Source organism: Paenibacillus sp. FSL W8-0186 (assembly GCF_037969765.1).
Classification (GTDB): Bacteria; Bacillota; Bacilli; order Paenibacillales; family Paenibacillaceae; genus Fontibacillus; species Fontibacillus woosongensis.
Map to the genome: position 1 here is coordinate 176,922 of NZ_CP150207.1, position 25,183 is coordinate 202,104.

General features: G+C 49.9%; 23 protein-coding genes and 1 tRNA gene. 17 read left to right on the forward strand and 7 right to left on the reverse strand.

The annotated features are described in order from the left end of the window. Nucleotides 1-19 precede the first annotated feature (19 nt). The 10 genes from rapZ to MKX50_RS00915 all read left to right on the forward strand — a co-directional run bounded on the left by rapZ (nucleotide 20) and on the right by MKX50_RS00915 (nucleotide 9,356). Entirely contained in the window at nucleotides 20-913 is an 894-nt protein-coding gene (rapZ, locus tag MKX50_RS00870) for an RNase adapter RapZ (RefSeq protein ID WP_283926519.1), read from the forward strand. Nucleotides 914-930: 17 nt separating this feature from the next. After that, nucleotides 931-1,917 (forward strand): YvcK family protein, encoded by a 987-nt coding sequence (locus MKX50_RS00875; RefSeq protein ID WP_213594769.1) that lies wholly within the window; start codon nucleotides 931-933, stop codon nucleotides 1,915-1,917. Between the two features lie 5 nt (nucleotides 1,918-1,922). Then, nucleotides 1,923-2,861: a DNA-binding protein WhiA gene (whiA, locus tag MKX50_RS00880; protein ID WP_339158137.1), complete on the forward strand. Its 939-nt coding sequence runs from the start codon at nucleotides 1,923-1,925 to the stop codon at nucleotides 2,859-2,861. A 100-nt stretch (nucleotides 2,862-2,961) separates the two neighbouring features. Beyond that, a complete protein-coding gene (locus MKX50_RS00885; protein WP_019640181.1) occupies nucleotides 2,962-3,231 on the forward strand; it encodes an HPr family phosphocarrier protein in 270 nt (89 codons plus the stop codon). A gap of 181 nt (nucleotides 3,232-3,412) precedes the next feature. Further along, a complete protein-coding gene (locus MKX50_RS00890) occupies nucleotides 3,413-4,165 on the forward strand; it encodes an SIMPL domain-containing protein (RefSeq protein WP_339158139.1) in 753 nt (250 codons plus the stop codon). Nucleotides 4,166-4,433: 268 nt separating this feature from the next. Then, nucleotides 4,434-5,402 carry an ABC transporter ATP-binding protein gene (locus MKX50_RS00895; protein WP_213594763.1) on the forward strand — a complete coding sequence of 323 codons (969 nt, stop codon included), beginning with the start codon at nucleotides 4,434-4,436 and terminating at the stop codon, nucleotides 5,400-5,402. Next, nucleotides 5,399-6,247: an ABC transporter permease gene (locus MKX50_RS00900; protein ID WP_283926522.1), complete on the forward strand. Its 849-nt coding sequence runs from the start codon at nucleotides 5,399-5,401 to the stop codon at nucleotides 6,245-6,247. The genes MKX50_RS00895 and MKX50_RS00900 overlap by 4 nt, the downstream gene beginning before the upstream one ends. Then, complete coding sequence (locus MKX50_RS00905) at nucleotides 6,247-7,053, forward strand: ABC transporter permease (RefSeq protein ID WP_213594758.1); 807 nt, start codon at nucleotides 6,247-6,249, stop codon at nucleotides 7,051-7,053. Before MKX50_RS00900 ends, MKX50_RS00905 begins: the two co-directional genes overlap by 1 nt. A gap of 305 nt (nucleotides 7,054-7,358) precedes the next feature. Further along, a complete protein-coding gene (locus MKX50_RS00910) occupies nucleotides 7,359-8,408 on the forward strand; it encodes a spermidine/putrescine ABC transporter substrate-binding protein (protein ID WP_283926523.1) in 1,050 nt (349 codons plus the stop codon). A gap of 150 nt (nucleotides 8,409-8,558) precedes the next feature. Further along, nucleotides 8,559-9,356 (forward strand): DUF3298 and DUF4163 domain-containing protein, encoded by a 798-nt coding sequence (locus MKX50_RS00915; protein ID WP_283926524.1) that lies wholly within the window; start codon nucleotides 8,559-8,561, stop codon nucleotides 9,354-9,356. A gap of 118 nt (nucleotides 9,357-9,474) precedes the next feature. Here MKX50_RS00915 and MKX50_RS00920 read toward each other — a convergent pair whose 3' ends face one another. The 7 genes from MKX50_RS00920 to MKX50_RS00950 all read right to left on the reverse strand — a co-directional run bounded on the left by MKX50_RS00920 (nucleotide 9,475) and on the right by MKX50_RS00950 (nucleotide 16,394). Then, nucleotides 9,475-10,209 carry a DsbA family oxidoreductase gene (locus MKX50_RS00920; protein WP_339158140.1) on the reverse strand — a complete coding sequence of 245 codons (735 nt, stop codon included), beginning with the start codon at nucleotides 10,207-10,209 and terminating at the stop codon, nucleotides 9,475-9,477. A 29-nt stretch (nucleotides 10,210-10,238) separates the two neighbouring features. Then, nucleotides 10,239-12,035 (reverse strand): adenine deaminase, encoded by a 1,797-nt coding sequence (ade, locus tag MKX50_RS00925; protein ID WP_283926526.1) that lies wholly within the window; start codon nucleotides 12,033-12,035, stop codon nucleotides 10,239-10,241. Nucleotides 12,036-12,123: 88 nt separating this feature from the next. Beyond that, nucleotides 12,124-12,720, reverse strand: a complete 597-nt coding sequence (clpP, locus tag MKX50_RS00930; RefSeq protein ID WP_213594750.1) for an ATP-dependent Clp endopeptidase proteolytic subunit ClpP — start codon at nucleotides 12,718-12,720, stop codon at nucleotides 12,124-12,126. 344 nt (nucleotides 12,721-13,064) lie between these two features. Next, nucleotides 13,065-13,139 (reverse strand) — tRNA-Arg (locus MKX50_RS00935). A gap of 189 nt (nucleotides 13,140-13,328) precedes the next feature. Further along, the gene (locus MKX50_RS00940; RefSeq protein WP_213594748.1) at nucleotides 13,329-14,648 is read right to left on the reverse strand and encodes an ABC transporter substrate-binding protein; all 1,320 of its coding nucleotides are present in this window, start codon (nucleotides 14,646-14,648) and stop codon (nucleotides 13,329-13,331) included. A gap of 55 nt (nucleotides 14,649-14,703) precedes the next feature. Continuing rightward, on the reverse strand, nucleotides 14,704-15,099 hold the full coding sequence (locus MKX50_RS00945) for a hypothetical protein (protein WP_339158141.1): 396 nt from the start codon (nucleotides 15,097-15,099) through the stop codon (nucleotides 14,704-14,706). Between the two features lie 173 nt (nucleotides 15,100-15,272). Then, on the reverse strand, nucleotides 15,273-16,394 hold the full coding sequence (locus MKX50_RS00950) for an extracellular solute-binding protein (RefSeq protein ID WP_339158143.1): 1,122 nt from the start codon (nucleotides 16,392-16,394) through the stop codon (nucleotides 15,273-15,275). A gap of 409 nt (nucleotides 16,395-16,803) precedes the next feature. On the opposite strand from MKX50_RS00950, the gene MKX50_RS00955 reads away from it, so the two are divergent. From MKX50_RS00955 to secG, 7 genes are all read left to right on the forward strand, one after another. Further along, nucleotides 16,804-17,865, forward strand: coding sequence for a sugar-binding domain-containing protein (locus tag MKX50_RS00955; RefSeq protein WP_213594744.1), 1,062 nt, complete (start codon nucleotides 16,804-16,806; stop codon nucleotides 17,863-17,865). A gap of 82 nt (nucleotides 17,866-17,947) precedes the next feature. Then, nucleotides 17,948-18,958, forward strand: coding sequence for a type I glyceraldehyde-3-phosphate dehydrogenase (gene gap / locus MKX50_RS00960; RefSeq protein WP_213594742.1), 1,011 nt, complete (start codon nucleotides 17,948-17,950; stop codon nucleotides 18,956-18,958). A gap of 202 nt (nucleotides 18,959-19,160) precedes the next feature. Continuing rightward, nucleotides 19,161-20,342, forward strand: coding sequence for a phosphoglycerate kinase (locus MKX50_RS00965; RefSeq protein WP_213594740.1), 1,182 nt, complete (start codon nucleotides 19,161-19,163; stop codon nucleotides 20,340-20,342). 31 nt (nucleotides 20,343-20,373) lie between these two features. Further along, complete coding sequence (tpiA, locus tag MKX50_RS00970) at nucleotides 20,374-21,126, forward strand: triose-phosphate isomerase (RefSeq protein ID WP_213594739.1); 753 nt, start codon at nucleotides 20,374-20,376, stop codon at nucleotides 21,124-21,126. After that, complete coding sequence (gene gpmI / locus MKX50_RS00975; RefSeq protein WP_155612440.1) at nucleotides 21,127-22,674, forward strand: 2,3-bisphosphoglycerate-independent phosphoglycerate mutase; 1,548 nt, start codon at nucleotides 21,127-21,129, stop codon at nucleotides 22,672-22,674. It abuts the gene before it with no gap. A 29-nt stretch (nucleotides 22,675-22,703) separates the two neighbouring features. Then, complete coding sequence (gene eno, locus MKX50_RS00980) at nucleotides 22,704-23,990, forward strand: phosphopyruvate hydratase (RefSeq protein ID WP_213594737.1); 1,287 nt, start codon at nucleotides 22,704-22,706, stop codon at nucleotides 23,988-23,990. Between the two features lie 800 nt (nucleotides 23,991-24,790). Continuing rightward, nucleotides 24,791-25,024, forward strand: coding sequence for a preprotein translocase subunit SecG (gene secG, locus MKX50_RS00985; protein WP_155612437.1), 234 nt, complete (start codon nucleotides 24,791-24,793; stop codon nucleotides 25,022-25,024). Nucleotides 25,025-25,183 lie beyond the last annotated feature (159 nt).

Here is a 25,183-nt window from a genome sequence, read left to right on the forward strand (position 1 = left end):
TATACGAGGAGGGAAATGCATGTCAGACAAGGAGAAAGCTTCAGTAGCCAATTTGATTATCATTACAGGCATGTCGGGCGCAGGGAAGTCGCTCGCTGTCAGGAGCCTGGAAGATCTAGGATTCTTCTGCGTGGACAATTTGCCTCCAGTACTCATCCCCAAATTCGCTGAGCTGATCGAGCAATCGAATGGGAAAATCGCCAAGGTGGCACTGGTTATCGACCTGCGCGGCCGGGAGTTTTTTACTGCTTTATCTGAGTCGCTTGGCTATGTAAAAGATCATTTTACAATTAATTGTGAAATTTTATTTCTGGATGCGACCGATTCCGTGCTGGTGCAGCGCTATAAGGAAAGCCGCCGCCGCCACCCGCTTGCACCGGACGGCATGCCGCTCGACGGCATCCGGCTTGAGCGCAAAATGCTAGAGGAGCTGAAACTTTCTGCCACCCAGGTCATCGATACGAGCAATATCAAGCCTGCCCAGCTTAAAGAGAAGATCATTTCCCGCTTTTCTCATTTGGAGAGCAATCATTTATCCGTAAACATCACTTCCTTCGGATTTAAATACGGCATACCGATCGACGCCGATTTAGTCTTCGACGTCCGGTTTTTGCCAAACCCTCATTATATTGAGCAGCTTCGTCCACACACCGGACAAGACAGTGATGTATATGATTATGTTATGAAGTGGCCGGAGACACAGTCCTTCCTGACAAAACTGTTAGACATGCTGCATTTTCTGCTGCCTCAATATCATAAAGAGGGAAAAAGCCAGGTCATTATCGCCATTGGCTGTACCGGAGGGAAGCACCGTTCGGTCGCCATTGCCGAATATTTGGGCCGGATGCTCGGAACTAGTGAAACGGAGACGGTTCGCGTAAGCCATAGGGATGAGGGCCGAGACCGGCATTAAGAGGGTGAATCAAGACGATGAATCGAGCTAACGATACGAAAGTTCCGCGAATCGTAGTGATGGGCGGTGGAACCGGCCTATCCGTCATGCTTCGCGGGTTAAAGGAAAAACCGCTCGATATCACGGCCATTGTTACCGTCGCCGATGATGGGGGAAGCTCCGGGATTCTCCGGAATGAGCTGCATATGCCGCCTCCCGGCGACATTCGTAACGTATTGACCGCGCTTGCGGACGTAGAACCATTGCTGTCGAATATGCTTAGCTACCGTTTTTCCAACGGTTCTGGACTAGCAGGGCATAGTTTGGGCAATTTAATACTAGCGGCAATTACGGATATATCCGGAGATTTCGTCACGGCCGTCCGGGAGCTGAGCCGCGTGTTCGCGGTACGCGGCCGCGTGCTTCCCGCCGCCGATCAGGCGGTGGTGCTGCATGCGGAGATGGAGGACGGGACGATCGTGACCGGGGAATCGAAGATTCCCGAGGCCCGGGGGAAGATCAAGCGAATTTTCCTGGAGCCGGAGGAGGTCGAGCCGCTGCCGGAGGCGTGCGAGGCGATTCGCGAGGCTGATGCCATTCTGATCGGCCCGGGCAGCCTGTACACGAGCATTATTCCGAATCTGCTCGTTCCGAAGCTGACGGAAGCGGTTCTATCCAACAAGAACGCGATCAAAATTTTTGTCTGCAACGTCATGACCCAACCTGGCGAGACGGATAACTATACGGTAAGCGACCATCTCCAGGCCATTTACGATCACGTAGGCCATCATTTATTTGATTATGTCATCGTCAATGACGGCGAAATCCCGACTCAGGTTCAGGATTTCTATGCCGAGCAAGGCGCTAAGCCGGTCGAGGTCGACTGGGATGTCGTTACGGGCCGTGGCTACAAAGTCATTGCGGACACGCTCGTGTTGTTCCGTCGCTATTTGCGCCATGATGCCGACAAATTGAGTCAGCATATTTACCAATTGGTGCAAAACTGGAATTTACGAAAGAGGTGAGATCCTTGTCGTTTGCGGCGCAAACCAAAAAGGAACTAACGATGGTCGAGGCTGATTCCTGCTGCGAGCAGGCCGAGCTGTCCGCGTTAATCCGGATGAATGGCTCGGTACAGGTTTCGAACAAGAAGGTTGTTCTGGACATCTCTACGGAAAACGCCGCGATAGCAAGGCGAATTTATTCCTTACTGAAGAAGCACTTTCAGGTTCATACGGAACTGCTTGTACGCAAGAAAATGCGGCTTAAGAAAAATAACGTCTATATCGTACGAATTCCGGCCAAGGTTCAGGAAATACTGAAGACGTTGAACATCGTGTCTGAAGGTTTTATTTTTACGCCGGGGATTAATCCAGAGTTGACCCGGAAAAACTGTTGTAAACGGGCTTACCTGCGCGGGGCGTTCATGGCGGGAGGCTCCGTCAATAACCCGGAGGGCTCATCGTATCATCTGGAGATCGCCTCCATGTATGAGGAGCACTGCAAGGCCCTGGTGGAGCTCGCTAATGAATTTCATCTGAATGCGCGATGCATCGAACGCAAGAAGGGCTTTATTTTCTACATCAAAGAGGGCGAGAAGATTATCGAGCTGCTGAACATTATCGGTGCCCACCAGGCGTTATTCAAATTCGAGGATGTGCGTATCATGCGCGATATGCGCAACTCGGTCAACCGGATCGTGAACTGCGAAACGGCGAACTTGAATAAAACGATCGGAGCGGCCGTCAGGCAGATCGAAAATATCAGGCTCTTGGAGAAAGAAGTGGGACTTGAGAACCTTCCGGAGAAGCTGCGCGAGGTTGCGGAAGTGCGTCTCGCTCATCCCGATATGAACCTCAAAGAGGTCGGGGAGCTGCTCAAAGGCAAGGTCAGCAAGTCAGGCGTTAACCACAGACTGCGGAAAATCGATGAGCTGGCGGAAAAAATTCGCGGGGGTACAGGCCTATAGCTAGTCTGTTACAGTCTGTATATGATATAATGATATAAATTTACCATGATCACATAGTTCTACAACATGCTATTGAATTCGTAATAGGGGGTAAGGTTTCATGATCAAACACCCGGTAACTGTTCGATTGAAAACGGGTCTACACGCTCGGCCGGCAGCGCTTTTCGTCCAGGAAGCGAATAAATACTCATCTGAAATATTTGTTGAGAAAGACGATAAAAAAGTAAATGCTAAAAGTATCATGGGTATTATGAGCCTTGCCATTAGCACCGGAACGGAAATCTACATCAGTGCGGATGGCGCAGACGCGGAGCAAGCCGCAAACGCTTTAATTAATCTGGTTAGCAAAGAGGAACTGGAGAACCAGTAATAGGGTTTATGCCAGTGTTCTTGAAGGGATGATTTCGGGGTTCCTGCCGCGAAGTCATCCCTTTTTAAATTGAAATGGCCCAGGATCATATTTTTCCAAAAGAATGAATCCATTGCTGCAACATTTGCATATGAGCCGTCGTTTAGTAGTTAAACTCACCCTATATTGGAGGTCATTACTAATGAAAAAATGGTTCAAGCCGATTGGCGCAGTTGTGATCGCAAGTGCATTAGTGGTTGGAGGAACTTGGATTGGCGGGGGACTGGATATGGCACAGCCTGTATACGCTGACAATGAGGCGCAGCGCAATGTCATCAACGTCACTGGCAGCGGTGAAATTATGATTAAGCCGGACGTAGCGTATATTTCCGTAGGGATAGAGACACAGGCGGCTACGGCGAAGGAGGCGCAGAGCCAAAATGCAGCCCAGATGGCCAAGGTGAACGCGCTGCTCAAGGATACGTGGAAGCTGGATGCAAAGGATATGAAGACAGGCCAGTTCTCCGTGCAGCCGAACTACAGTTATTCCGAGAAGGAAGGCCAGAAGGTCAAGGGCTATTCCGCTTACCATACACTGTCGATTACTTACCGCGATCTGGAGAAGGTAGGCCAGCTGCTGGACGAAATTACGAAGGCAGGGGCTAACCGCATTGACAATGTCCGCTTCTCCACCGAGAATCCCGATCAATATCAGGAGCAGGTGATCGAGAAGGCGATGGCTAATGCGGACATGAAAGCCGCCGCAATTGCCAAAGCCGCCAAACGCCAGGTCGGTGTTGTGCTGAGCGTCACTCAGGCCAGCAACGATTACGCGCCTTATATGAATGTGAGCTTCGCCGTAGCGGAGAAGGCATCCATGGATCAGAGAACCTCCATCGAGCCGGGAGAAATCAGTGTAAAGACAACACTCTCTGTGATGTACGAGATGAAATAATCTGGAAGCCTCTAGGGCCTTGTACCAGGGCCGTGATGCGGGAATCTGTCCAAGGACAGCGGCATCGCGGCTTTTTTAATGAGCCGAATTCACGAAAAACCTTCACAAAACTTCCTCTAGTTCTGCCAAACGGCCTAGAAAAGTGTTGTATCTAGGGACAAAACAAGGTATAGTGAATATGCAAAAAATGAATCGACTGACCTGTTAAAAGCCATACCAATGGATATGGCTTTTTTTTCTTAGTAGACTTAAAGGAGTTGGTGCATACATGATTGAACTGTCCGAAGTTGAGAAAAGCTTTGCAGGACAAGTCGTTGTGCATCCGCTATCGCTCACCATACAAGAGGGGGAGTTCCTAACCCTGCTGGGCCCGAGCGGCTGCGGCAAGACGACGATTTTACGCATGATCGCCGGGTTCGAGCATCCGACAAGCGGCAAAATTATGCTGGACGGCAAGGACTTGACCGATCTGCCTCCGAACCGCCGGGATTTGAACCTGGTATTCCAGCACTATGCATTATTCCCGCATATGACGGTAGAGGATAATATCGCATTTGGACTGAAAATGAAGAAAATACCGTCCAAGGAGCAGCGCCAGCGGGTAGAGGAAGCGGTTACGATGACCCAGCTGACTCCGCTGATCAAGCGTTATCCGCATCAGCTGTCCGGCGGACAGCAGCAGCGCGTAGCGATCGCCCGGGCGATTGCGAACAAGCCGAAGGTCCTGCTGCTGGACGAGCCGCTGAGCGCCCTTGATTTGCAGCTTCGCAAGAATCTGCAATCCGAGCTGAAGCAATTGCAGCGCAGCTTGGGGATTACGTTTGTATACGTCACCCACGACCAGGAGGAAGCGATGATGCTGTCCGACCGGATCGTGATTATGAATAACGGACAAGTGGAACAAATCGGCACGCCGCGTGAAATTTATGCTAAGCCAGCCACCCTGTTCTCCGCCACCTTTGTAGGAGAGAATAACATTTTCTCCAGCGATGGGCGGCTATTTGCTGTGCGTCCGGAGAAATTACGGGCGAGCAGGCAGGTGGAAGGCTCGAAGCGCAGCGGAGAGGTCATGGATGTGCTCTACCTGGGCAGCATTCACAAGCTGATCGTTCAGTTGGATAACGAGCCGATGACGGTGTCCATCATATTTGATATTACGGATGATCGTCCTTGGAGCATCGGCGACAAGGTAGGAGTAGACTGGAATGCCGAGGACGAGGTGGTAATCGGGCCATGAGGAAATCGAGCCTGTCGGTACTGCCGGTGGTGTTATGGCTGGGCGTTTTTATGCTCATTCCGATGCTTATTGTTGTCGGCATGTCGTTTATGGGCCGTGACCAGGTTGGCGGCGTCGTAGCCGGCTTCAGCTTGGATGCTTATGCCCGCTTTTTCGATCCGCTGTATTTGGGGATATATTGGGATACGATCGTACTGTCCGTCATGACGACGGTGATCTGTCTGCTGCTGAGCTATCCGCTAGCTTATTATATTGCCAATGCTGGACCGAGAAGACAGACCTGGGGACTGATTCTGGTGACAATTCCGTTCTGGATCAACTTCCTGATTCGCACCTATGCCTGGGTTCTGCTGCTTCGCACGCAGGGCGTCGTCAACAATTTGCTGATCGATATCGGCCTGATTCACGAGCCGCTGCAGCTGCTGTATACGCGGGGAGCCGTTCTGCTTGGCATGGTCTATACGTTTATTCCCTTTATGGTGCTGCCGATCTATGTTGCGCTGGAACAAATGGACAAAAAGCTGCTGGAGGCGGCCAGCGACCTTGGCGCATCGCCATGGAAGTCGTTCTGGCACATTACGGTGCCGCAGACCAGATCCGGCATCATGACGGGTTCGGTGCTGGTCTATGTCTCTACCACGGGAATGTTCGTTGTAACGGACATTCTGGGCGGCGCGAAATCGGCGATGATCAGCAACGTCATTCAGGCGCAATTCTCGGGAGCGAGGGATTGGCCGTTCGGTTCGGCGCTGTCGATCATTTTTGTGATCACGTCGTTGATTATGATCGCCTTGTTTAACAAAGCGATGACTTCCAGGCACCTCAAAGTAAAGGAGGGGCGCTGATGAAGACGAAGACGCATCCATTGCTCGGCTTTCATTCGCTGCTGATGATGGTGTTTATTTATGTGCCGATCGCTTTTATAATTGCATATTCCTTTAATAGCTCGCGTCTAGCTGCCGACTGGAGCGGCTTCACGCTGGACTGGTATTTCTCTTTGTTTAAAAACCGCCGGGTCATCGAGGCGCTGAGCAACAGCTTAATCGTTGCTGCGGTATCCACCGTAGCATCTACCATTCTAGGGACGATGGCTGCGCTGTCGATGAGAAAGTTGAACCGCAAGATGCGGGCCGGGATGGGCGGTCTGCTCTACCTGCCGATCATCATTCCGGATATTATTATGGGATTATCCTTACTTGTCCTGTTCACCCAGTTCCATATTCCGATGGGCAAGCTGACGATTATTCTAGCCCATATTACGTTTAGCATGTCCTATGTTTACGTCGTGGTCAGCACGAGGCTGGCGGACATGGGGAAGCAGCTGGAGGAAGCAGCGAACGACCTGGGGGCGGATGCGTGGCAGACGTTCCGTTATGTCACATTTCCGCAAATCATGCCTGGTATCGTGGCTGGTGCGCTTATCGCCTTTACGTTGTCCTTGGATGATTTTATGGTGAGCTTCTTCGTCAGCGGGCCTAGCTCGACGACGCTGCCGATCTATATTTACGGGCAAGTAAAACGGGGTATTTCCCCGGAAATTAATGCGTTGTGTACCATTCTGATCATCGTCAGCGTCACATTGATTTTACTGGCGCAATATGCGTTGAATCGGGGCAAAGGGCAAAAGAAAAAATCCCTCCTCCCATTCTAATGAGAGGTAATGCGCTGAAAAGTTGACTTTTTGAACATGATTAAAGTAAATAAGATTAATTAAAGAATGGATGCAGGCAAGGGAGAAAAATGATTCCGAAGAAATGAAAGCTTTCTGAAGGAAAGCTGCTTCGGAAGCATAAGCTTGTGACTCGGCTTTGTGATCGGATTTCTGCCTCATATGAATTTATATAATCCAAGAAATCCGGGAACAACAGCGATCGTAGGAGCAATTTACGTACTTGCCCTACATCCTTCTCAACTGTCCAACTTATAATAGGTTATTAAAGAGAGGAGATCAAAGAATTGAAAAAAATGAGATGGGCCGGCGTACTGCTGGCGAGCATGTTAGTTATTTCCCTCTTGTCCGGATGCGGATCATCTGGCAAGGAAACGTTGAACATTTACAGCTGGGCGGATAACTTTGACGCCGACGTACTCGCTGATTTTGAAAAAGAATATAACGTAAAAATTGTATATGACGTGTTTGCCAACAACGAGGATCTGCTTGCGAAGATCAAAACGGGCGGCAGCGGTTACGACTTGATTCAGCCTTCCGACTATATGGTCGACACCATGATTAAAGAGGGGCTGCTGGCACCGTTGAACATGGAGAACATCCCGAACTTCGAGAACATCGATCCTGCGTTTAAGGATCCTGTGTTCGACCCGGGCAACAAGTATTCCATCGTTTATATGACCGGCGTGACGGGAATTGCATACAACAAGAAATACATCAAGGACGAGATCGACAGCTGGGAAGATCTGTGGAACCCGGCTTACAAAGGAAAGGTGCTGCTGCTGGACGATAACCGCGAAGTGATCGGGATGGCTCTGAAAAAAGCCGGCAAATCGAACAGCTCGACAGACGAAGCGGAAATCGGCGCTGCGGTGGACGACTTGAAGCAGCTGCTGCCAAGCGTGCTTGCTTTTGATACGGATAATATTAAGAATAAAATGATCCAGGAAGAGGGCTGGATCGGCACAGTCTGGTCGGGCGATGCTTCCGTGATTGCCAGTGACAATCCGGACGTAGCATATGTTGTGCCTAAAGAAGGCGGTACGATCTGGGCAGATAATTATGCGATTCCGAAGGATGCGAAGAACAAGGAGCTGGCAGAGAAGTTCATCAACTACATGCTGGAGCCTGAAGTAAGCGCGAAGAACTACGAGTCGATCGGCTATAGCGATCCGAATATCAAGGCGAAGGAGTTCCATAGCGACGAATATAATGCCGATACGATGATCAACCTTTCTGCGGATGAGCTGTCCCGCACAGAATGGCTTGGCGACGTTGGGGATAAGCTGCAGCTCTACGACCGTTACTGGACAGAGCTGAAGAGCGGACGGGAATAACGGCCATCGATTGGCAACAATAATTTACAACAGCGAGGCGCATTTGCGCTTCGCTTTTTTTGTGGCCTCGTACGCTTAATCGGATGTTGGGCATGATTTTGCTGGAAGAGGGACATAATTCGACTATCCAAGGAAAGAGGTGAGGCAAAGATGATGATGTGGAAGAACTGCCGGATTGGGTTAGGCCTGCTCGCGGCCGTGTTGTTATCGGCGGGAATGCTGCTTGAAGGCAACGTTGGCGCAGAGGATGGGGCTCTGGGAATGGGAGTTCAAGCCAAGCAGACACCATTCGCAGGGACAACCCAAGCAACAGCAGCTGCCGAACAAGGGGTTAAAGTCGAGACGCGAACAATAACGAAGTCCTTGCCAGGGGCATCGATTAAAGCGGAATATCCCCATATAAGCGGTTTGAAGAGCAAATCGGTCCAACGGAAGCTTAATTCGTACTTCACAGCCCGCGCGGAGGATTTCGTGAAGAAATCCGTTAAGGAAGCAAAGCAGAACCAGCCTTCCCCAAGCGGGAATAAGTATGAATTTCTGGCTAACTATACGGTCACCTATAACAAGAATTGCATTCTGAGCCTCTATGAGCAGACCTATGCTTACACCGGGGGAGCACATGGAAACAGCTACCGGGAAGGGCTGACCTTTCGGCTGAAGGACGGCAAGCGGCTAACGCTTGACGAGCTGCTGCGGGCGAATCCGAATTATCGCCAGATCGTCGATCCTGCCATAGCTCAGCAATTACAGCAGACGCAGGGCTATTTCGGCAATTTCAAGACGATTGGCCCGAATCCGTCGTATTACGTCAAGGACGAGGGTGTCGTCATCTTTTTCCCGTTGTATGAGTATTTGCCTTATGTGAACGGATTTCCGGAGTTCTATTTTCCTTTCTCGCAGCTGCTGCCTTCAGGTACGAATCCGTTTGATTTCACGAGACACAAATAATACTATTATGTTTTGCTATAGTGGAACAATTCTATGGTTATGAAAAAGCTCCCCTCATAAGGACGGGTATTTAACCTGCCTGTGATGAGGGGAGCTTTTGTCAGTTCTGGATGAGCTCCTAAACGGAGCAAGAGCCGTCCGAGCAGGAGGGGTCGGAATTCGGGCCAGTGTCCGAATTTCCGCCAGCCTGGCCAGAAATCACTTGCAATGGCTGCTGCTGTTCTTCCTGCCACACCTGCTCAAGTACTTCCAGGAATGTTCCGCTTGGCTGCGCGCCGGATACGGCGTATTTATCGTTGAAGACAAAAAAAGGAACACCGGTAATTCCAAGACGAGCGCCCTGCTGGAGTTCGTCGATTACTGCGGAATCGAAGGCGCTTTCCTCAAGAACGCGAAGAGCCTCCTGTTCGTTGAGGCCTACTTCGGCCGATAGCCGGGCAAGCGTAGGATGGTCGCCGAGATCAAGACCTTCCGTGAAATAAGCTTGGAACAACCGTTCGGCCAGCTCGTTTCCTTTGCCGTGCTGTTTGGCGAACTGCGTCAATTGATGGGCATCATGGGTGTTCGTGGGGATGACGTTATCCATGTGGTACTCCAGCCCGACTTCAGCGGCTTGCATAGTGACTTGCTCATTCATTTGTTTGGCTCGTTCGTAGGGCATGCCGTATTTCTCGGCCAGCACCGTGTTAATATCCTTGCCGGTCTTCTTCTCGGCATCGGGCGCGAGCTCGAAGCTGCGGAAGCCAACTTGGACTTGGTCGCCATGAGGGAATTGCTTCAGGGCTGCTTCGAATTTGCGTTTGCCGATATAGCAGAATGGGCAAGCAAAGTCTGACCATATGTCTACTTTCATGGGATTGCCTCCTTAAATTTACTCTTCTATCATTCAATAATTTCTACAGGAATAAGCTTGAACTCGGTGACGTCAACCAGACCGCGATTTGAAATGCGGATCTCCGGAATGACCGGCAGGGCGATCAGCGAGAAGGTCATGAACGGTGCATTCAATGGACAGCCCAACTGCTGCCAGGCCGCAGCAAGCTGCTTCACTTCCCTGGTTACAGTCTCCAGCGGCTGATCGGACATCAAGCCGGCGATGACCATAGGCACCGAGGCGAGGACTTGGCCGTTCTCCACCGCAATCATGCCACCGCCAAGTCGGGCTAGCTCATTGGCTGCGAGAGCCATATCCTCTGCATTCGTTCCCATGACGAGCAGGTTGTGGCTGTCATGGGCCACTGTAGAAGCAACCGCTCCGCTTCTCAATTGGAAGCCCTGGGCGAAGGCCAGAGAGATTTGTCCGGTGCCATGATGACGCTCAATGCACGCCAGCTGTACGATATCCTGCTTAGGGTCAAGCTGGATAATGCCGCCGGAGACCTGCAGCGTCGCTGTTGCCTTCGCCGTGCGGGCGCTGTTCTCGATTGCTTGGATGAGATGCACCTTGGTGCTTGTTCCCTGGCTTCGGCTGCTCAGCAGGAAGTCCGCTGCAGTAAGCGGGCGGGCTAAATGAACCGATTGCCGTATTTTCTCCGGATAGACATAGCTGGGAAACTGAGCTATCAGTCTGCCGCGATCATAGACCAGTTCGCCGTTCGTAATAACGCTGGAAGGCTCCATTTGCCGCAAATCATCGATAAGCAGCAGATCGGCGCATTTGCCCGGGGCGATTCCGCCGATATCGCCATCGAGCTTGAAGTAGCGAGCTGTGTTGATCGTCCCCATCTGAATAGCGGTAACCGGGTCAACACCTTCCTCTATAGCACGGCGGACAACATGGTTGAGATGTCCCTTCTCAACCAGCGTCTCCGGGTAGACGTCATCGGTAACAAGCATAATGTTGTCGGTTCTTACACGATCTTCAGTGACGACCTTGATAACCTCCTTGACGTCATGCCAGGCGGAGCCCTCGCGGATCATCAGATGCATGCCGAGCCTTAGCTTAGCCAAGCCTTGCTCTCTTGTAACCGTCTCGTGACAGGAGGTCACACCCGCGGCAATGTAGGCCTGAAGCTGCTGCTCGTCGTCGCTAGGGAAGTGGCCGGTGACCGCTTTGCCGGCCTCCATGGTGGCTTTGATTTCCCCGGTCATTTTCGGTTCGCCATGCACGACGCCGGGGAAGTTCATCACCTCGCCCAAGCCCGCAACACCGTCCCAGGTCATGCCCTCTGCGATGTCGTCGACATGCAGCTCGGCGCCGGCATCCTCGAGATCCGTCGTAGACGGAACACAGGAAGGGAAGGTGGTGTATACCTTCAGCGGCAAACCGCGGCCTTCTTCATGCATGAGGCGGACCCCTTCCGTTCCGAATACGTTGGCGATTTCATGCGGATCCATAAAAATAGCAGTGGTTCCTTTGGCTAGCGCCGCTTTGGAGAATTCGGTGACAGACAGCATCGTACTTTCAACGTGCATATGTCCATCCAGCAGACCTGGTGAAATATACCGGCCAGCGGCGTCGATCACCTGCGTACTAGCTCCTATTGTATGTAAGGCATGGCCTACATAAGCAATGCGGCCATGCTTGATGGCTACATCCGTGTTCTCGATCAGTTCGCCGGTGTATACGTTCACCAGCGTACCGTTAGTGACGACCAGATCGGCGGGCTCTGCCCCCATGGCAACCTGGCCCAGGCTGTGGCTGACGTCATATTGTTTGTTCGTTCGGTTATGGCTCATTTCTCTGGTCTCCTTTACACCTAGCACCCTAATTGCAAGAAAGACTGTCCTCCAAGCTATGCTTGGAAGACAGCCTTATTTACAATCGTTACACTCCAGCAGGAGTGACTTTCTCAATCACTTTGTCCACAATGCCATATTCCATTGCTTCGGCAGCGCTCATAAAGTAATCGCGGTCCGTATCCTTCTCAATCCGCTCCAGCGGCTGTCCAGTACGCTCCGCAAGAATATGATTCAGTTTATCACGCATTTTCAGGATGCGGCGAGCCCGGATTTCGATGTCCGTCGCTTGTCCTTCCGCACCGCCTAGCGGCTGATGGATCATGATCTCGCTGTTAGGCAGCGCATAACGCTTGCCTTTCGCGCCTGCGTTCAGCAGGAAAGCGCCCATAGAAGCAGCCAGTCCGACACAAATCGTCGATACGTCTGATTTAATAAATTGCATCGTATCATAAATCGCCATCCCTGCGGTAATTGAGCCGCCAGGGCTATTAATGTACAAATGAATATCTTTGCCTGGGTCTTCTGCATCCAGGAATAGCATTTGCGCGATGATGGAGTTGGCAACGACGTCATTCACTCCGCTACCAAGGAAGATAATACGGTCTTTCAGCAGTCTGGAATAAATGTCGTATGCGCGTTCTCCGCGGTTGCTTTGTTCAACGACCATTGGAATATAACTCACCGATAAAACCTCCTTAGATTGGTTCGAGCTCCTACTAGCGTCTCTTCGATAAAGGCCGGGCCAATCGCGAAGTGAGCAGTATAGCCTCCATTGTAATATAGATTCATGTATCGATTCAATCAATCTCATAATTGACGAAATCGAGAATTATTAACCTCATCATAAACAATTTTAAGTAGAAAGTCAAAGATGGTCAAACTATAAAAAAAGAAAAAGCACCACTTAATTTGGTGCATTCATGATCCGTTCCGGTTCTGACAGTAATAAGAACGCTGCTTGCGTGCTGTAGAAAAATAAAAAAAGCCTTATTTAAGGCTTTGTGCGTTTGAAGGTTGAAATTTAGATGGCGCGCCCGCGAGGAATCGAACCTCGATCTCAGGCTCCGGAGGCCTACGTCATATCCATTGGACCACGGGCGCAAATTTAGCGTAACAAAAATGATTATATGGCATCGGGGGACAAATTTCAAGTGGCAAATTTTATTCTGCGCCAACACGTGTGTAGACGGCATGTCCGTCTGCCCCCAAGAGCCATACTGCGGGTTGAGAGACTGCCTAGCGGGACAAACTCGGCCGAAACGTGTTGGCGGCCTGTATTTACTTTGCGCTTTACTGCTTCAGCTCAAGCTCGGCGAGTGTTGTATCGACCGCCTCTTGGCCACGCAGCTCCGCCTCCGCGAGCGCTTCCTCCAGCGTCAGCTCATTTTGCAGGAGCCGATCCAGCACGGATTGAGCGGCAGATTGAAAAGCATCCAGCACATTGGCGTCGACCTGGGTATACGGGTCGATGTAATCGGGGTTAGCCTGAAGCGAATAAAGGGGAGAGAGATCATGCCCGGTTACCGGGTGGACATATTCGGTTACGGCCGGCAAGCCGTAATTGGGCTGTTTCTGAGCCAGCAGACGGCTGTTGAGAGCATCACCAGCAATGAATTTGACGAGTTCAAGCGCTTCTTCCGGATGCTCTGAAATTGAAGAGACGCCAAAAAAGTCAAAGATCTCATAAAAGTTGGAGGTGTCAGGATTCAGCGGGTCAATAGGCGCGCTAACCACTCCCCAGTCAAGCATTGTACCGCCTTCAAAATGGGAGAAGGGCTCGAAGTTATAAGCGAGAACATTGGAGCTCACAGTCATTGCCGCATCCTCTGTCAAGAATGCGGGATGCTTCATTGAATCAAGCTCTTCTCCTAGGTCATAAACGACACCTGCACGGAAAGCCTGAACCGCGTTGGACCAGATCGATTTCCAGTGTTCGGTATTCATTGTTACTTTCATGGTATGGGGATCGAAATAAGACAAGTTCTCCGTCTCCCCGGCTTTAAGGATATAGTTCATCGTCACGTTCTTGTAATAATTCATTTGGATGCCGTACAAGCGGTTGCCTTCTTTATCTTCAGTAGGAAATCGCTGCGCCAGAGCAAATACATCGCTCCAGCTCATTCCGTCGTACGGATAAGCAATGTTATATTCATCAAACAGCTTCTTGTTGAAATATAGCGCTTCGCTATGAAAAGTAGGAGCTAACGCATAGTAGCGGCCGTCCTCGGAAGCTGAGCTAAGTAGTGCGGTAACGATTGGCGAGAGATCTCCTTCGTTCGTTGATGGATTTAATAGGGGCGGAGGGATCTGTCTAAGCTTACCTTGTTCTATTGCTGCTTTGTATTGGTCCATTCCGTTTATATAGATTACATCAGCCTCTGCATCGAAGCTGCCACCGTCCGTTCCGGGTTCATCCTGGATGACCTGGATTTCAATATAGGGATGCGACTTCTGGAAAGCAAAGCCGAACATTTTATAGAACTGCTGTGCAGACGGATAGCTGACTTTGATCGTAATCGGTTGAACCTGCTGGGGCCTTTGGCAGCCTGTAAGTGACGAAAAAACGATGATAAGAAGTAAAGGTATGAACAGTCCGCGTTTTATGGGCATATGTATGTTCCTCCTTGTAAGTGAAGAATAGGGCGGGATAGACCCGCCCTATTTATTACCAGCTATCTGATGCATAATCCTGGGCGTATTTGCCTCCAGAGAAATAAGTTCTTGATGCCGTATTTAAAGTGTAGGATCCATTGCTGGAGTATACGCCGTCTTTTGTAAACCAGGCCGCTTCGGTATTTCTGCTGGTCGTAGTAGCGGTGCCGGTTTCTTTCTGGGTTGAAGATTGATAGAAGGTTCCTTGAACATTTAGACTGGTCATTTTAGTATTCGAAGTAAGTGCATAAGACTTACCTCTAACTGTGTTCGGGGAGGATTGGCTTGAACTGATAAAAGCAACCGTTGTTACATTTGGATCTGGCGTATCGATGTCCGCAGCAAACGTTGGGATAGCGATAGCCAAAAAAAGCGAAGTGGCTGCAGCAGCTAATGTTACCTTTTTCATTTTAACACGCTCCCTGCTTCATTTTATTATTATTGCATCACGAGTCCTGTAAAAAGGTAAGAACCAAACCCTCCTCTCTCGGCATAATGCTGAAGTTGCGAGTCTGGATGCTTATATGTAAACGGAACAGGATTTGCCCCGATTACATCAACCAAATTGCAGAGTCAGTATAGTTATTGAATTTCTTTCTTAGCGATTTGAGCTAAAGCCTGTTCTGCTGTTGCATTACCGGTGATGGCCTGTTCTATCGCTTCATTTAGAAGCTCATAAATGGTGCTTGGAACCGGGCTTGTACGATATGCGGGTCTAAGCTTGTAGAAGGCTTCTATATCTGAGGTGCTCTGCCCCATGGAAGTGTAAGCCGTGAGTGAAGAAAAGCCATAAACGGAACGATACGACCATTTGGCAGTTTGATCTGACATAAAGAAACGGATTAATTCCCAGGCTGCATCGCTTTCGGTCGAGCTGGCAGGGATCGCCCACATGCCGTCTAACACATAGTGGTGGCTTGAATCCGGCTCCGATGGATGGGTTGGCATGGTCACCAGCTTCCATTCCAGTTCCGAGCCTTGCTGCTCCAGCTGAATCAATTCTTCGTATGTGATAATGCCCATGGCATACTCGCCTGTTAAAAATAAATTGTCATTTAAATCATGAAGGGCAATGTTTCCTGTTCTTAGCGGCTCAAGAGTAAGCTCCAGCAAATTTGCCCATGAGGAGCTGTCCAAAGTGATTTGCTTCGTATCCTCATTGTAGGCTTGGAGGTTCTCGGTTTGCCCAACGTTAATTAAAAAGTGGGCGTTCGACGGGTAAGAATGCGTCAGCCCTTTGGGGAATTGACGGGCTAAATCAATGATTTCCTCCCAGGTCATCTGATCCTTGGGATATGGAACGTCATATTGGTCAAATAAATGAGAGTTGTATACAAGTGCCCGGCTATAGAAGGTTGGGGCCAGCCCGTATAGCTTGCCATCCCCATATTGCTTCATGAGTTCTACGACGCTCGGTACGAAAGTATCCAGAGAGAAGGAGGTTTTTTGTATGTATGGATCAAGCTCCTGGAGAAATCCGTTATTTGCCAAAGATTGCAAATAAGCCGGCGGAAGGTAGATTAGGTCTACAGCGTTCTCAGCAGTCCATTCTTGTACGGATATCCTCTCCGTTATTAAGTCGCTTGTCGGTATTACATTGTAATTTAATTTCGGATATTCAATCGACAGCAAGGATGAATATCTATTCTCGAACTGCTTCTCTGAGAAGTAGCCGATGTTTAAGGTGAGTTCGCTGTCGTTCAATTCGGAAGGGGAGGGCTGACCCGTACATCCGGTTATAAAAAACAGGCAAATGATAAGAATATATGTTGTCCGAACACGCAATGAATACACCACATTTCCCAAAATTGTAATTAGATGCCAATTTAAGTATACCCTCGTCTCTACTCTTTGTAAATCAACAAACTAGATTGCTAGCATGCTGCTGCCGGCTTGCCGCAAAAAAGTCATAAAAACGCCGTTTTTCATGTCTTGGCGAATTTCATCGAAGATCATTGAATAAGCCTCCAGAAGATAGAGAAATATAGGGACATCACACTTGCAACAGGGACTAAAATTGGTTAAAATATCAGTGGGACTTAAAACGTTAACCCGGGACATTTTAAGGCCAAGGGAGATGGAGAGGAAGACGAAGCTTGCAGGAGTGGAAAGCATGCGAAATATTTTAGAAATGCAGAAGCAGCTTCTTCCAGATCTCATGGAAATTCTCAAGAAAAGGCATACCATACTTCACCAGATCATGTTATCGGATGTGATTGGTCGCAGAACCTTGGCGCTTTCGCTAAACATGACGGAACGTGTACTGCGTGCCGAAACAGATCTCCTGAAGGCTCAAGGCCTGATTGAAATCGAGAATATAGGCATGAGGATTAGCGATTCGGGCAGGAAACTGCTAGAAGATATGGAGCCGATCGTAAAAGAAATATTCGGCCTCGCTAATTTGGAGGAGAAGATTCGCAAAGCCTTTGGATTGCGCAAGGTTGTGGTCATTCCTGGAGACTGGGAGACCTCTCCGCTGACGAAGCGGGAGCTCGGTCTGGCAGGTGCCAAAGCGCTGCTGGGGGCCATGCGCGGCGGAGACGTCGTAGCGGTCACAGGCGGTACAACGATGGCCGAGGTAGCGGAGCAGCTGAATCCGCCGGCGAATGCAGCGTTCAAGCAGAACTGGTTCGTTCCGGCGCGAGGCGGGCTCGGCGAGAGCCTGGAAATCCAGGCGAATACGATTGCTTCCGGCATGGCTAAGCGGGTTGGAGCAGGTTACCGGCTGCTGCATGTGCCCGATTTGCTCGGCAAGGAGGCGTATCAGTCACTGGTGCACGACCCGAATATTCAGGATATCGTAAGCACGATTCGCCAGGCGCGGATTGTTGTGCACGGCATCGGGGATGCTACGGAGATGGCCCGCCGCCGCAAGCTCGACCGAGCAATGATCGAGGACTTGCAGAAGGATGGCGCGGTTGCAGAATCATTTGGATACTATTTCGATAAAGAAGGCGTAGTTGTTCACAAAATGCTGACCCTGGGACTCCGTCTGGAAGACATCAGGAAGACGGACACGGTGATTGGAATCGCGGGCGGCAAAAGCAAGGCTAAAGCTATACACGCGGTGCTGCAGTTCGGACATGAAGACATTCTTGTCACGGACGAAGCCGCGGCAATGGACATCGTGAGCGAACTGGAGCAAAAAGAAAAACAGCAGAACAGCGTTATTTGATCGTTTAACCTTATTTACTCATGACTGCCTTATCAGGCCAGTCTTGAATAATAAAAAACAAACACACTGGGAGGAACTATCAATGAGTGTAAAAGTAGGTATTAACGGTTTTGGACGTATTGGACGTCTTGCTTTCCGTCGTATTCAAAACGTAGAAGGCATCGAAGTAGTAGCGATTAATGACTTGACCGACGCTAAAATGTTGGCTCATCTGTTGAAATATGATACAACTCAAGGCAGATTCGAAGGCGATGTAGAAGTTCACGACGGCTTCTTTAAAGTGAATGGCAAAGAAGTTAAAGTTCTGGCTAACCGCAACCCTGAAGAGCTTCCTTGGGGCGAGCTTGGCGTGGACATTGTTCTGGAGTGCACAGGCTTCTTCACAACGAAAGAAAAAGCTGAGCTTCACTTGAAAGGCGGCGCGAAGAAAGTTGTTATCTCCGCTCCAGCTACAGGCGACATGAAAACGATCGTTTACAACGTTAACCATGAAATCCTTGACGGCTCCGAGACGGTTATTTCCGGCGCTTCCTGTACGACGAACTGCTTGGCTCCAATGGCTAAGGTTCTGAATGACAAATTCGGTATCGTTGAAGGCTTGATGACGACAATCCACGCTTACACAGGCGACCAAAACACGCTTGACGCTCCTCATGCGAAAGGCGACTTCCGCCGTGCTCGCGCAGCTGCTGAGAACATCATTCCTAACACGACTGGTGCAGCTAAAGCTATCGGTCTGGTTATCCCTGAACTGCAAGGCAAACTTGACGGCGCAGCACAACGCGTGCCTGTAGCTACAGGTTCCCTGACTGAGCTTGTAACTGTTCTTGAGAAGAGCGTAACGGCTGCTGAGATCAACGAAGCAATGAAAGCTGCTGCTGATCCAGAAACTTACGGCTACACAGAAGACGAGATCGTATCTTCCGACATCAAAGGAATCACTTTCGGTTCTCTCTTCGACGCTACTCAAACTAAAGTTCTTACTGTTGGCGACAAACAACTGGTTAAAACTGTAGCTTGGTATGACAACGAAATGTCCTACACAGCACAACTCGTTCGTACGCTGGAGTACTTCGCTAAAAAAGCTAAGTAATTCCGTTATATAGCACCTTATATACCAAAGAGGAGCGACCTGGCTGCAGGACTCCTCTTTGGTTCATGAAGTTATAGAATCGACATTCACACACACAAATTATAGAGATACAAGCACCGCTTAGGAGAGAAATCATTCAAGAGAACCCGTGGCGTATAGTGGCCTAGAAGCCATAGCCGCATACCTTAGGAGGAACGTGGAGATGAACAAGAAAAGTGTACGTGATGTGGAAGTAACCGGCAAACGCGTGTTTGTCCGCGTCGATTTTAACGTCCCAGTTCAGGATGGTAAAATTTCCGATGATACTCGTATTCGTGAGACGCTGCCTACCATTAACTATTTGGTGGAGAAAGGCGCGAAAGTAATCCTTGCCAGCCATATGGGACGCCCGAAAGGCGAAGTGGTTGAATCGCTGCGCCTGAACCTGGCTGCAGAGCGCCTGTCCGAATTGCTCGGCAAAAAAGTAGCAAAAGCTGATGAAGCTGTCGGCGAAGCAGTTAAAGCACAAGTAGCTGCCCTGAACAATGGCGATGTACTTGTACTGGAGAATGTGCGCTTCTATCCAGGCGAAGAGAAAAACGATCCTGAGCTTGCGAAGCAATTCGCCGAGCTGGCTGATCTATTCGTCAATGACGCGTTTGGCGCGGCTCACCGTGCCCATGCTTCTACGGAAGGCATCGCTCACCATCTGCCAGCCGTATCCGGCCTGCTGATGGAGAAAGAGCTTGCTGTTCTTGGCAAGGCATTGTCCAATCCAGATCGTCCTTTCACAGCGATTATCGGCGGTTCTAAGGTTAAGGACAAAATCGATGTGATCGACAACCTGCTTAACATTGCCGACAACGTATTGATCGGCGGAGGACTGACTTATACCTTCTTCAAAGCACAAGGCTATGAAATCGGTAAATCCCTGCTGGATGAGAGCAAGCTGGATGTTTCCCTCGAATTCATCGAGAAAGCCAAAAAGCTGGGCAAAAACTTCGAGCTTCCGGTAGACATCGTTGTTGCGGATGACTTCAGCGCGGATGCCAACCATAAAGTCGTCGATATCGACAGCATTCCTGCAGATTGGGAAGGCGTGGACATCGGGCCGAAGACGCGCGCAAAATATGCGGAAATTATCAAAAACTCCAAGCTGGTTGTATGGAACGGACCGATGGGCGTATTTGAAATTGATATTTTCGCAAACGGTACTCGTGAGGTAGCAGAAGCTTGCGCTTCGACGGAAGGCTACACGATTATCGGCGGCGGCGACTCGGCAGCGGCAACCGAGAAATTCAACCTGGCGGATAAAATGGACCACATCTCCACGGGCGGCGGCGCTTCCCTGGAATTCATGGAAGGCAAGGCGCTTCCAGGCGTTGTGGCTTTGAACGACAAGTAACACTATCAGTGAAAGATAAGGAGTGAACCGCATGAGAACACCGATCATTGCAGGGAACTGGAAAATGTTCAAAACCGTTCCTGAAGCAAAAGCTTTCTTCGAAGCGGTGAAAGGCAAAGCGGAGGTAGACGGCGTTGAGAGCGTAATTTGCGCTCCTTTCACGAATCTGCCAGCTTTGGTCGAAGCGGCTAAAGGAACGAAAATCAAAATTGGTGCTCAAAACCTGCATTTCGAAGATGAAGGTGCATTTACCGGTGAAATCAGCGGTGGAATGCTGAAGGATCTGGGCGTCGATTATGTCATTATCGGGCATTCCGAACGCCGGGCTTACTTCGGAGAGACGGATGAAATCGTGAATAAGAAAGTTCATGCTGCATTCAAGCATGGCTTGACTCCGATTCCTTGCGTCGGCGAGAAGCTGGAGGAGCGCGAGGCTGGCCAAACGAAGGAAGTCGTTAAGGTGCAAACCGAAGCGGCGCTGGGAGGATTGTCCGCAGAGCAGGCCGCACAAGTGGTTATTGCTTACGAGCCGATCTGGGCGATCGGAACGGGCAAATCTTCTACGGCTCAGGATGCGAATGAAGTGATCTCCTACATCCGCAGCCTCGTTAAAGATTTGTACAATGAAGAGGTTGCCGGTAAAATCCGTATTCAATACGGCGGCAGCGTAAAACCTGAGAATGTGAAGGAATATATGGGCGAAAGCGACATCGACGGCGCGCTTGTCGGCGGTGCCAGCCTGCAGCCTGCTTCGTATATTCAACTGGTCGAGGGGGCGCAATAAATGGCAGCTCCAAGACCTGTAGCACTTATCATCATGGACGGCTTCGGCCTGCGGAATACGACGGAAGGCAACGCGGTTGCCCAGGCTTATAAGCCGAACTACGACCGCTACCTGAAGGAATATCCGAATACGACATTGACGGCTTGCGGCGAGGCGGTAGGCCTGCCGGAAGGGCAAATGGGGAACTCCGAGGTAGGTCACTTGAACATCGGTGCAGGACGCATCGTGTACCAAGACTTGACCCGGATTTCCAAGTCGATCCGTGAAGGCGAATTTTTCGAGAACGAGACTTTGGTAGATGCCGTGCGCAGCGCCAAGGCTAACGGGAAGAAGCTGCATCTGTACGGGCTTCTCTCTGACGGCGGCGTACACAGCCACATTGACCATATGTTCGCGATGCTCGACCTGGCGAAGAAGGAAGAGATGAACGAGGTCTATATCCACGCATTCCTGGATGGCCGCGACGTGGCACCGGACAGTGCGAAAGGCTTCATCGAGCGTCTCATCGCCAAAATCGAGGAAGTCGGAGTAGGCAAAATCGCCACAGTGCAAGGACGCTACTATGCAATGGACCGCGACAAGCGCTGGGATCGCGTAGAGAAGTCCTACCGCGCCATGGTATATGGCGAAGGGCCGAAATACACTGATCCGATCACAGCCGTGACGGAATCCTACGAGAAATCGGTCTTCGATGAATTCGTTATGCCGACTGTCATCGTGGACGGACATGACCAGCCGATCGCGCTTGTCGAGTCCGGCGATTCGGTTGTGTTCCTGAACTTCCGTCCTGACCGGGCGATTCAATTGTCGAACGTATTTACGAACAAGGATTTCCAAGGCTTTGACCGGGGGCCGAAGTTCCCGCAAGGTCTGCATTTTGTCTGCCTGACGCTGTTCGCAGAGACGGTAGAGGGCTATGTAGCCTATAAGCCGAAGGATCTGGACAATACGTTTGGCGAGGTTCTTGTGCAGCATGGGAAAACTCAGCTTCGCATTGCCGAAACGGAGAAATACCCGCACGTCACATTCTTCTTCAGCGGCGGACGTGATGTTCAGCTGCCAGGCGAAACGCGCGTGCTGATCAACTCGCCGAAGGTGGCCACGTACGACCTGAAGCCGGAAATGAGCGCTTATGAAGTGGCTGAAGCTGCTGTGAAGGAGATTGAGTCCGATAAGCATGACGCGATCATTCTGAACTTCGCGAACCCGGACATGGTAGGCCATTCCGGCATGCTGGAGCCAACGAAGAAAGCGGTGGAAGTAACCGACGAATGCGTAGGCAAAGTGGTGGATGCCGTTAAGGCAAAAGGCGGCGTCGTCATCATTATCGCCGACCACGGGAATGCCGATATGGTATTTGACGAAAATGGTCGTCCGTTCACTGCACACACGACGAACCCGGTTCCTTTCATCGTAACTGATGAGAATGTTATACTACGTGATAGCGGCATCCTGGCGGATGTGGCGCCAACGCTTCTGGATTTGATGGGTCTGCCTAAACCGGAAGAAATGACAGGCACCTCGATGATTGCCAGCCGTAAAGCATAAAAAATACACATATCAAAGGAGACTATACAATGACTATTATTTCTGACGTATACGCTCGCGAAGTCCTAGACTCCCGCGGTAATCCGACGGTAGAAGTTGAAGTATATCTGGAGTCCGGCGCAATTGGCCGCGCTATCGTTCCTTCCGGCGCTTCCACGGGCGCTCACGAAGCAGTTGAGCTGCGTGATGAGGACAAGTCCCGTTACCTGGGTAAAGGGGTATTGAAAGCTGTTGAGAACGTAAACGAAATTATCGCTCCTGAAGTGATCGGCATGGACGCTTTGGACCAACTTGGCATCGACAAGCTGATGATCACTTTGGATGGAACGCCTAACAAAGGCAAGCTCGGCGCGAACGCGATCTTGGCTGTATCCATGGCTGTAGCCCGCGCAGCAGCTGACGCTCTGGATCTTCCGCTGTACGTATACCTTGGCGGATTCAACGCGAAGCAGCTTCCAGTTCCAATGATGAACATCGTGAACGGCGGCGCGCATGCGGACAACAACGTTGACGTGCAAGAGTTCATGGTTCTGCCTGTAGGCGCACCTACTTTCAAAGAAGCACTTCGCGTAGGCGCTGAAATTTTCCATAACCTGAAATCCGTACTTAAAGCAAAAGGCCTGAACACAGCTGTAGGCGACGAGGGCGGCTTTGCTCCTAACTTCTCCTCCAATGAGGATGCTCTGTCTTCCATCATTGAGGCGATCGAGAAAGCAGGATACAAACCAGGCGAAGACGTTATGCTGGGTATGGACGTTGCTTCTACTGAATTCTTCAAAGACGGCAAATACCATCTTGAAGGCGAAGGTAAATCCTACACTCCAGCTGAATTCGTTGATTTGCTGGCTTCTTGGGTGGACAAATACCCAATCGTTACGATCGAAGACGGCTGCTCCGAGGACGACTGGGAAGGTTGGAAATTGCTCACTGAGAAATTGGGCGATAAAATCCAGCTGGTGGGCGACGACCTGTTCGTAACAAACACAGAGCGTCTGGAAAAAGGAATCAAAGACGGTATCGGTAACTCCATCCTGATCAAAGTGAACCAAATCGGTACGTTGACAGAAACTTTCGACGCGATCGAAATGGCAAAACGCGCAGGCTACACAGCAGTTATCTCCCACCGTTCCGGTGAGTCCGAAGACAGCACGATCGCTGACATCGCTGTAGCGACAAACGCTGGCCAAATCAAAACGGGTGCTCCTTCCCGTACAGACCGTGTTGCCAAGTACAACCAATTGCTTCGCATCGAAGATCAATTGGGCGAGCTGGCTCAATACAACGGCTTGAAATCTTTCTACAACCTGAAACAATAGTCTGGAGCAGATCTTCAGCATCTATTGACAGTTACTCCCGCATTCAGAGAATGCGGGAGTTTTTTGTTGAGGTAACGGGTAAAAATGCAATTGATCTGAGAAAAATTGTATTAACCCTAAAATAAACGACGGATCTGTCCCAGAAGTCATTAAAGATGAATGAGGGGCGCCTCTTTTTGGCTCATCTTATACAGGCTATCGAACTCTAAAATCTCACTCTGTGGCCTATGTTAAGTAAGCTGCCGAACACAAGCGTGAACACTAAATGGAATTCATGTATCTAATTATGCTCAAAACGAATGTTTTAGGGGAGTAGATGGATTTCATGTACCTAAAATCAAGAATCCCGCCCATGATGGGCAATTCCCTTCTTCTAACGACATAAAATCCATTTAAATCTACCTTCTTTTCTTTGCCGCAGAAATTAACTACTATAATTCCATTTAGAACTAGAAACCGCGATTCATGATCGGCGTAAAAGCGAGTGGAGAGCGTGTAATATGGCAGTTCTTGATGAGCCTATAAATGATTTAGGTTAGTCCCAGAAGATTCAGAAAACAAGAGCATACTTTTTGTTGGCTAATTTCTGAGCTTTAGAAGGAGGATGAAGCGGCACCTGCAGCCGTTGGATTTAGAGCGTTGAATGTAAGGATGGAAAACGTAGGCGTACATTGCTTATCTAGGTTGTCATTCCATGGATGCTATGGTACAATAATAATGCTGTTTTTCTATTTATGAGATGATATCATTATCATAATTGTTGAAGTAATTTGGATGTTCTCACTTAGGAGGTGGATTCAATGGAATTGTTTTTGAAAATATTGCTTATTATTTTTTCCATCGGTGTAATCACGGCAGTCCTTCTGCAGGAAGGTAAAAGCGCGGGTCTGACCGGCGCCATCTCCGGAGGAGCGGAACATCTGTTTGGCAAAGCGAAAGCGCGAGGCATGGAGCTTGTTCTGGAGCGGGCTACTGTTGTACTTGCTGCTGGATTCTTCATTCTGGCCATTGCCGTTGCTGTTGTTATTAAATAGGATACCGTATATAAGAGAGCCCTCGTTCTTTGCGAACGGGGGTTTTTTGCATTGGTTTTCAGGAGAAATCAAATTTGGGGGAAAAATGAAGCTCGGCGATTTAAGGAGAAACGGATGCGGACGGTTAATTTCGTGTATACTAGGGTATATACATGAAGG

Bases quoted from the DNA above. Each gene is read 5' to 3' on its own strand.
- rapZ (WP_283926519.1), top strand. From the start codon at position 20: ATGTCAGACAAGGAGAAAGCTTCAGTAGCCAATTTGATTATCATTACA.
- MKX50_RS00875 (WP_213594769.1), top strand. From the start codon at position 931: ATGAATCGAGCTAACGATACGAAAGTTCCGCGAATCGTAGTGATGGGC.
- MKX50_RS00885 (WP_019640181.1), top strand. From the start codon at position 2,962: ATGATCAAACACCCGGTAACTGTTCGATTGAAAACGGGTCTACACGCT.
- MKX50_RS00890 (WP_339158139.1), top strand. From the start codon at position 3,413: ATGAAAAAATGGTTCAAGCCGATTGGCGCAGTTGTGATCGCAAGTGCA.
- MKX50_RS00895 (WP_213594763.1), top strand. From the start codon at position 4,434: ATGATTGAACTGTCCGAAGTTGAGAAAAGCTTTGCAGGACAAGTCGTT.
- MKX50_RS00900 (WP_283926522.1), top strand. From the start codon at position 5,399: ATGAGGAAATCGAGCCTGTCGGTACTGCCGGTGGTGTTATGGCTGGGC.
- MKX50_RS00905 (WP_213594758.1), top strand. From the start codon at position 6,247: ATGAAGACGAAGACGCATCCATTGCTCGGCTTTCATTCGCTGCTGATG.
- MKX50_RS00915 (WP_283926524.1), top strand. From the start codon at position 8,559: ATGATGATGTGGAAGAACTGCCGGATTGGGTTAGGCCTGCTCGCGGCC.
- MKX50_RS00920 (WP_339158140.1), bottom strand. From the start codon at position 10,209: ATGAAAGTAGACATATGGTCAGACTTTGCTTGCCCATTCTGCTATATC.
- ade (WP_283926526.1), bottom strand. From the start codon at position 12,035: ATGAGCCATAACCGAACGAACAAACAATATGACGTCAGCCACAGCCTG.
- MKX50_RS00940 (WP_213594748.1), bottom strand. From the start codon at position 14,648: ATGCCCATAAAACGCGGACTGTTCATACCTTTACTTCTTATCATCGTT.
- MKX50_RS00945 (WP_339158141.1), bottom strand. From the start codon at position 15,099: ATGAAAAAGGTAACATTAGCTGCTGCAGCCACTTCGCTTTTTTTGGCT.
- MKX50_RS00955 (WP_213594744.1), top strand. From the start codon at position 16,804: ATGCGAAATATTTTAGAAATGCAGAAGCAGCTTCTTCCAGATCTCATG.
- gap (WP_213594742.1), top strand. From the start codon at position 17,948: ATGAGTGTAAAAGTAGGTATTAACGGTTTTGGACGTATTGGACGTCTT.
- MKX50_RS00965 (WP_213594740.1), top strand. From the start codon at position 19,161: ATGAACAAGAAAAGTGTACGTGATGTGGAAGTAACCGGCAAACGCGTG.
- tpiA (WP_213594739.1), top strand. From the start codon at position 20,374: ATGAGAACACCGATCATTGCAGGGAACTGGAAAATGTTCAAAACCGTT.
- gpmI (WP_155612440.1), top strand. From the start codon at position 21,127: ATGGCAGCTCCAAGACCTGTAGCACTTATCATCATGGACGGCTTCGGC.
- eno (WP_213594737.1), top strand. From the start codon at position 22,704: ATGACTATTATTTCTGACGTATACGCTCGCGAAGTCCTAGACTCCCGC.
- secG (WP_155612437.1), top strand. From the start codon at position 24,791: ATGGAATTGTTTTTGAAAATATTGCTTATTATTTTTTCCATCGGTGTA.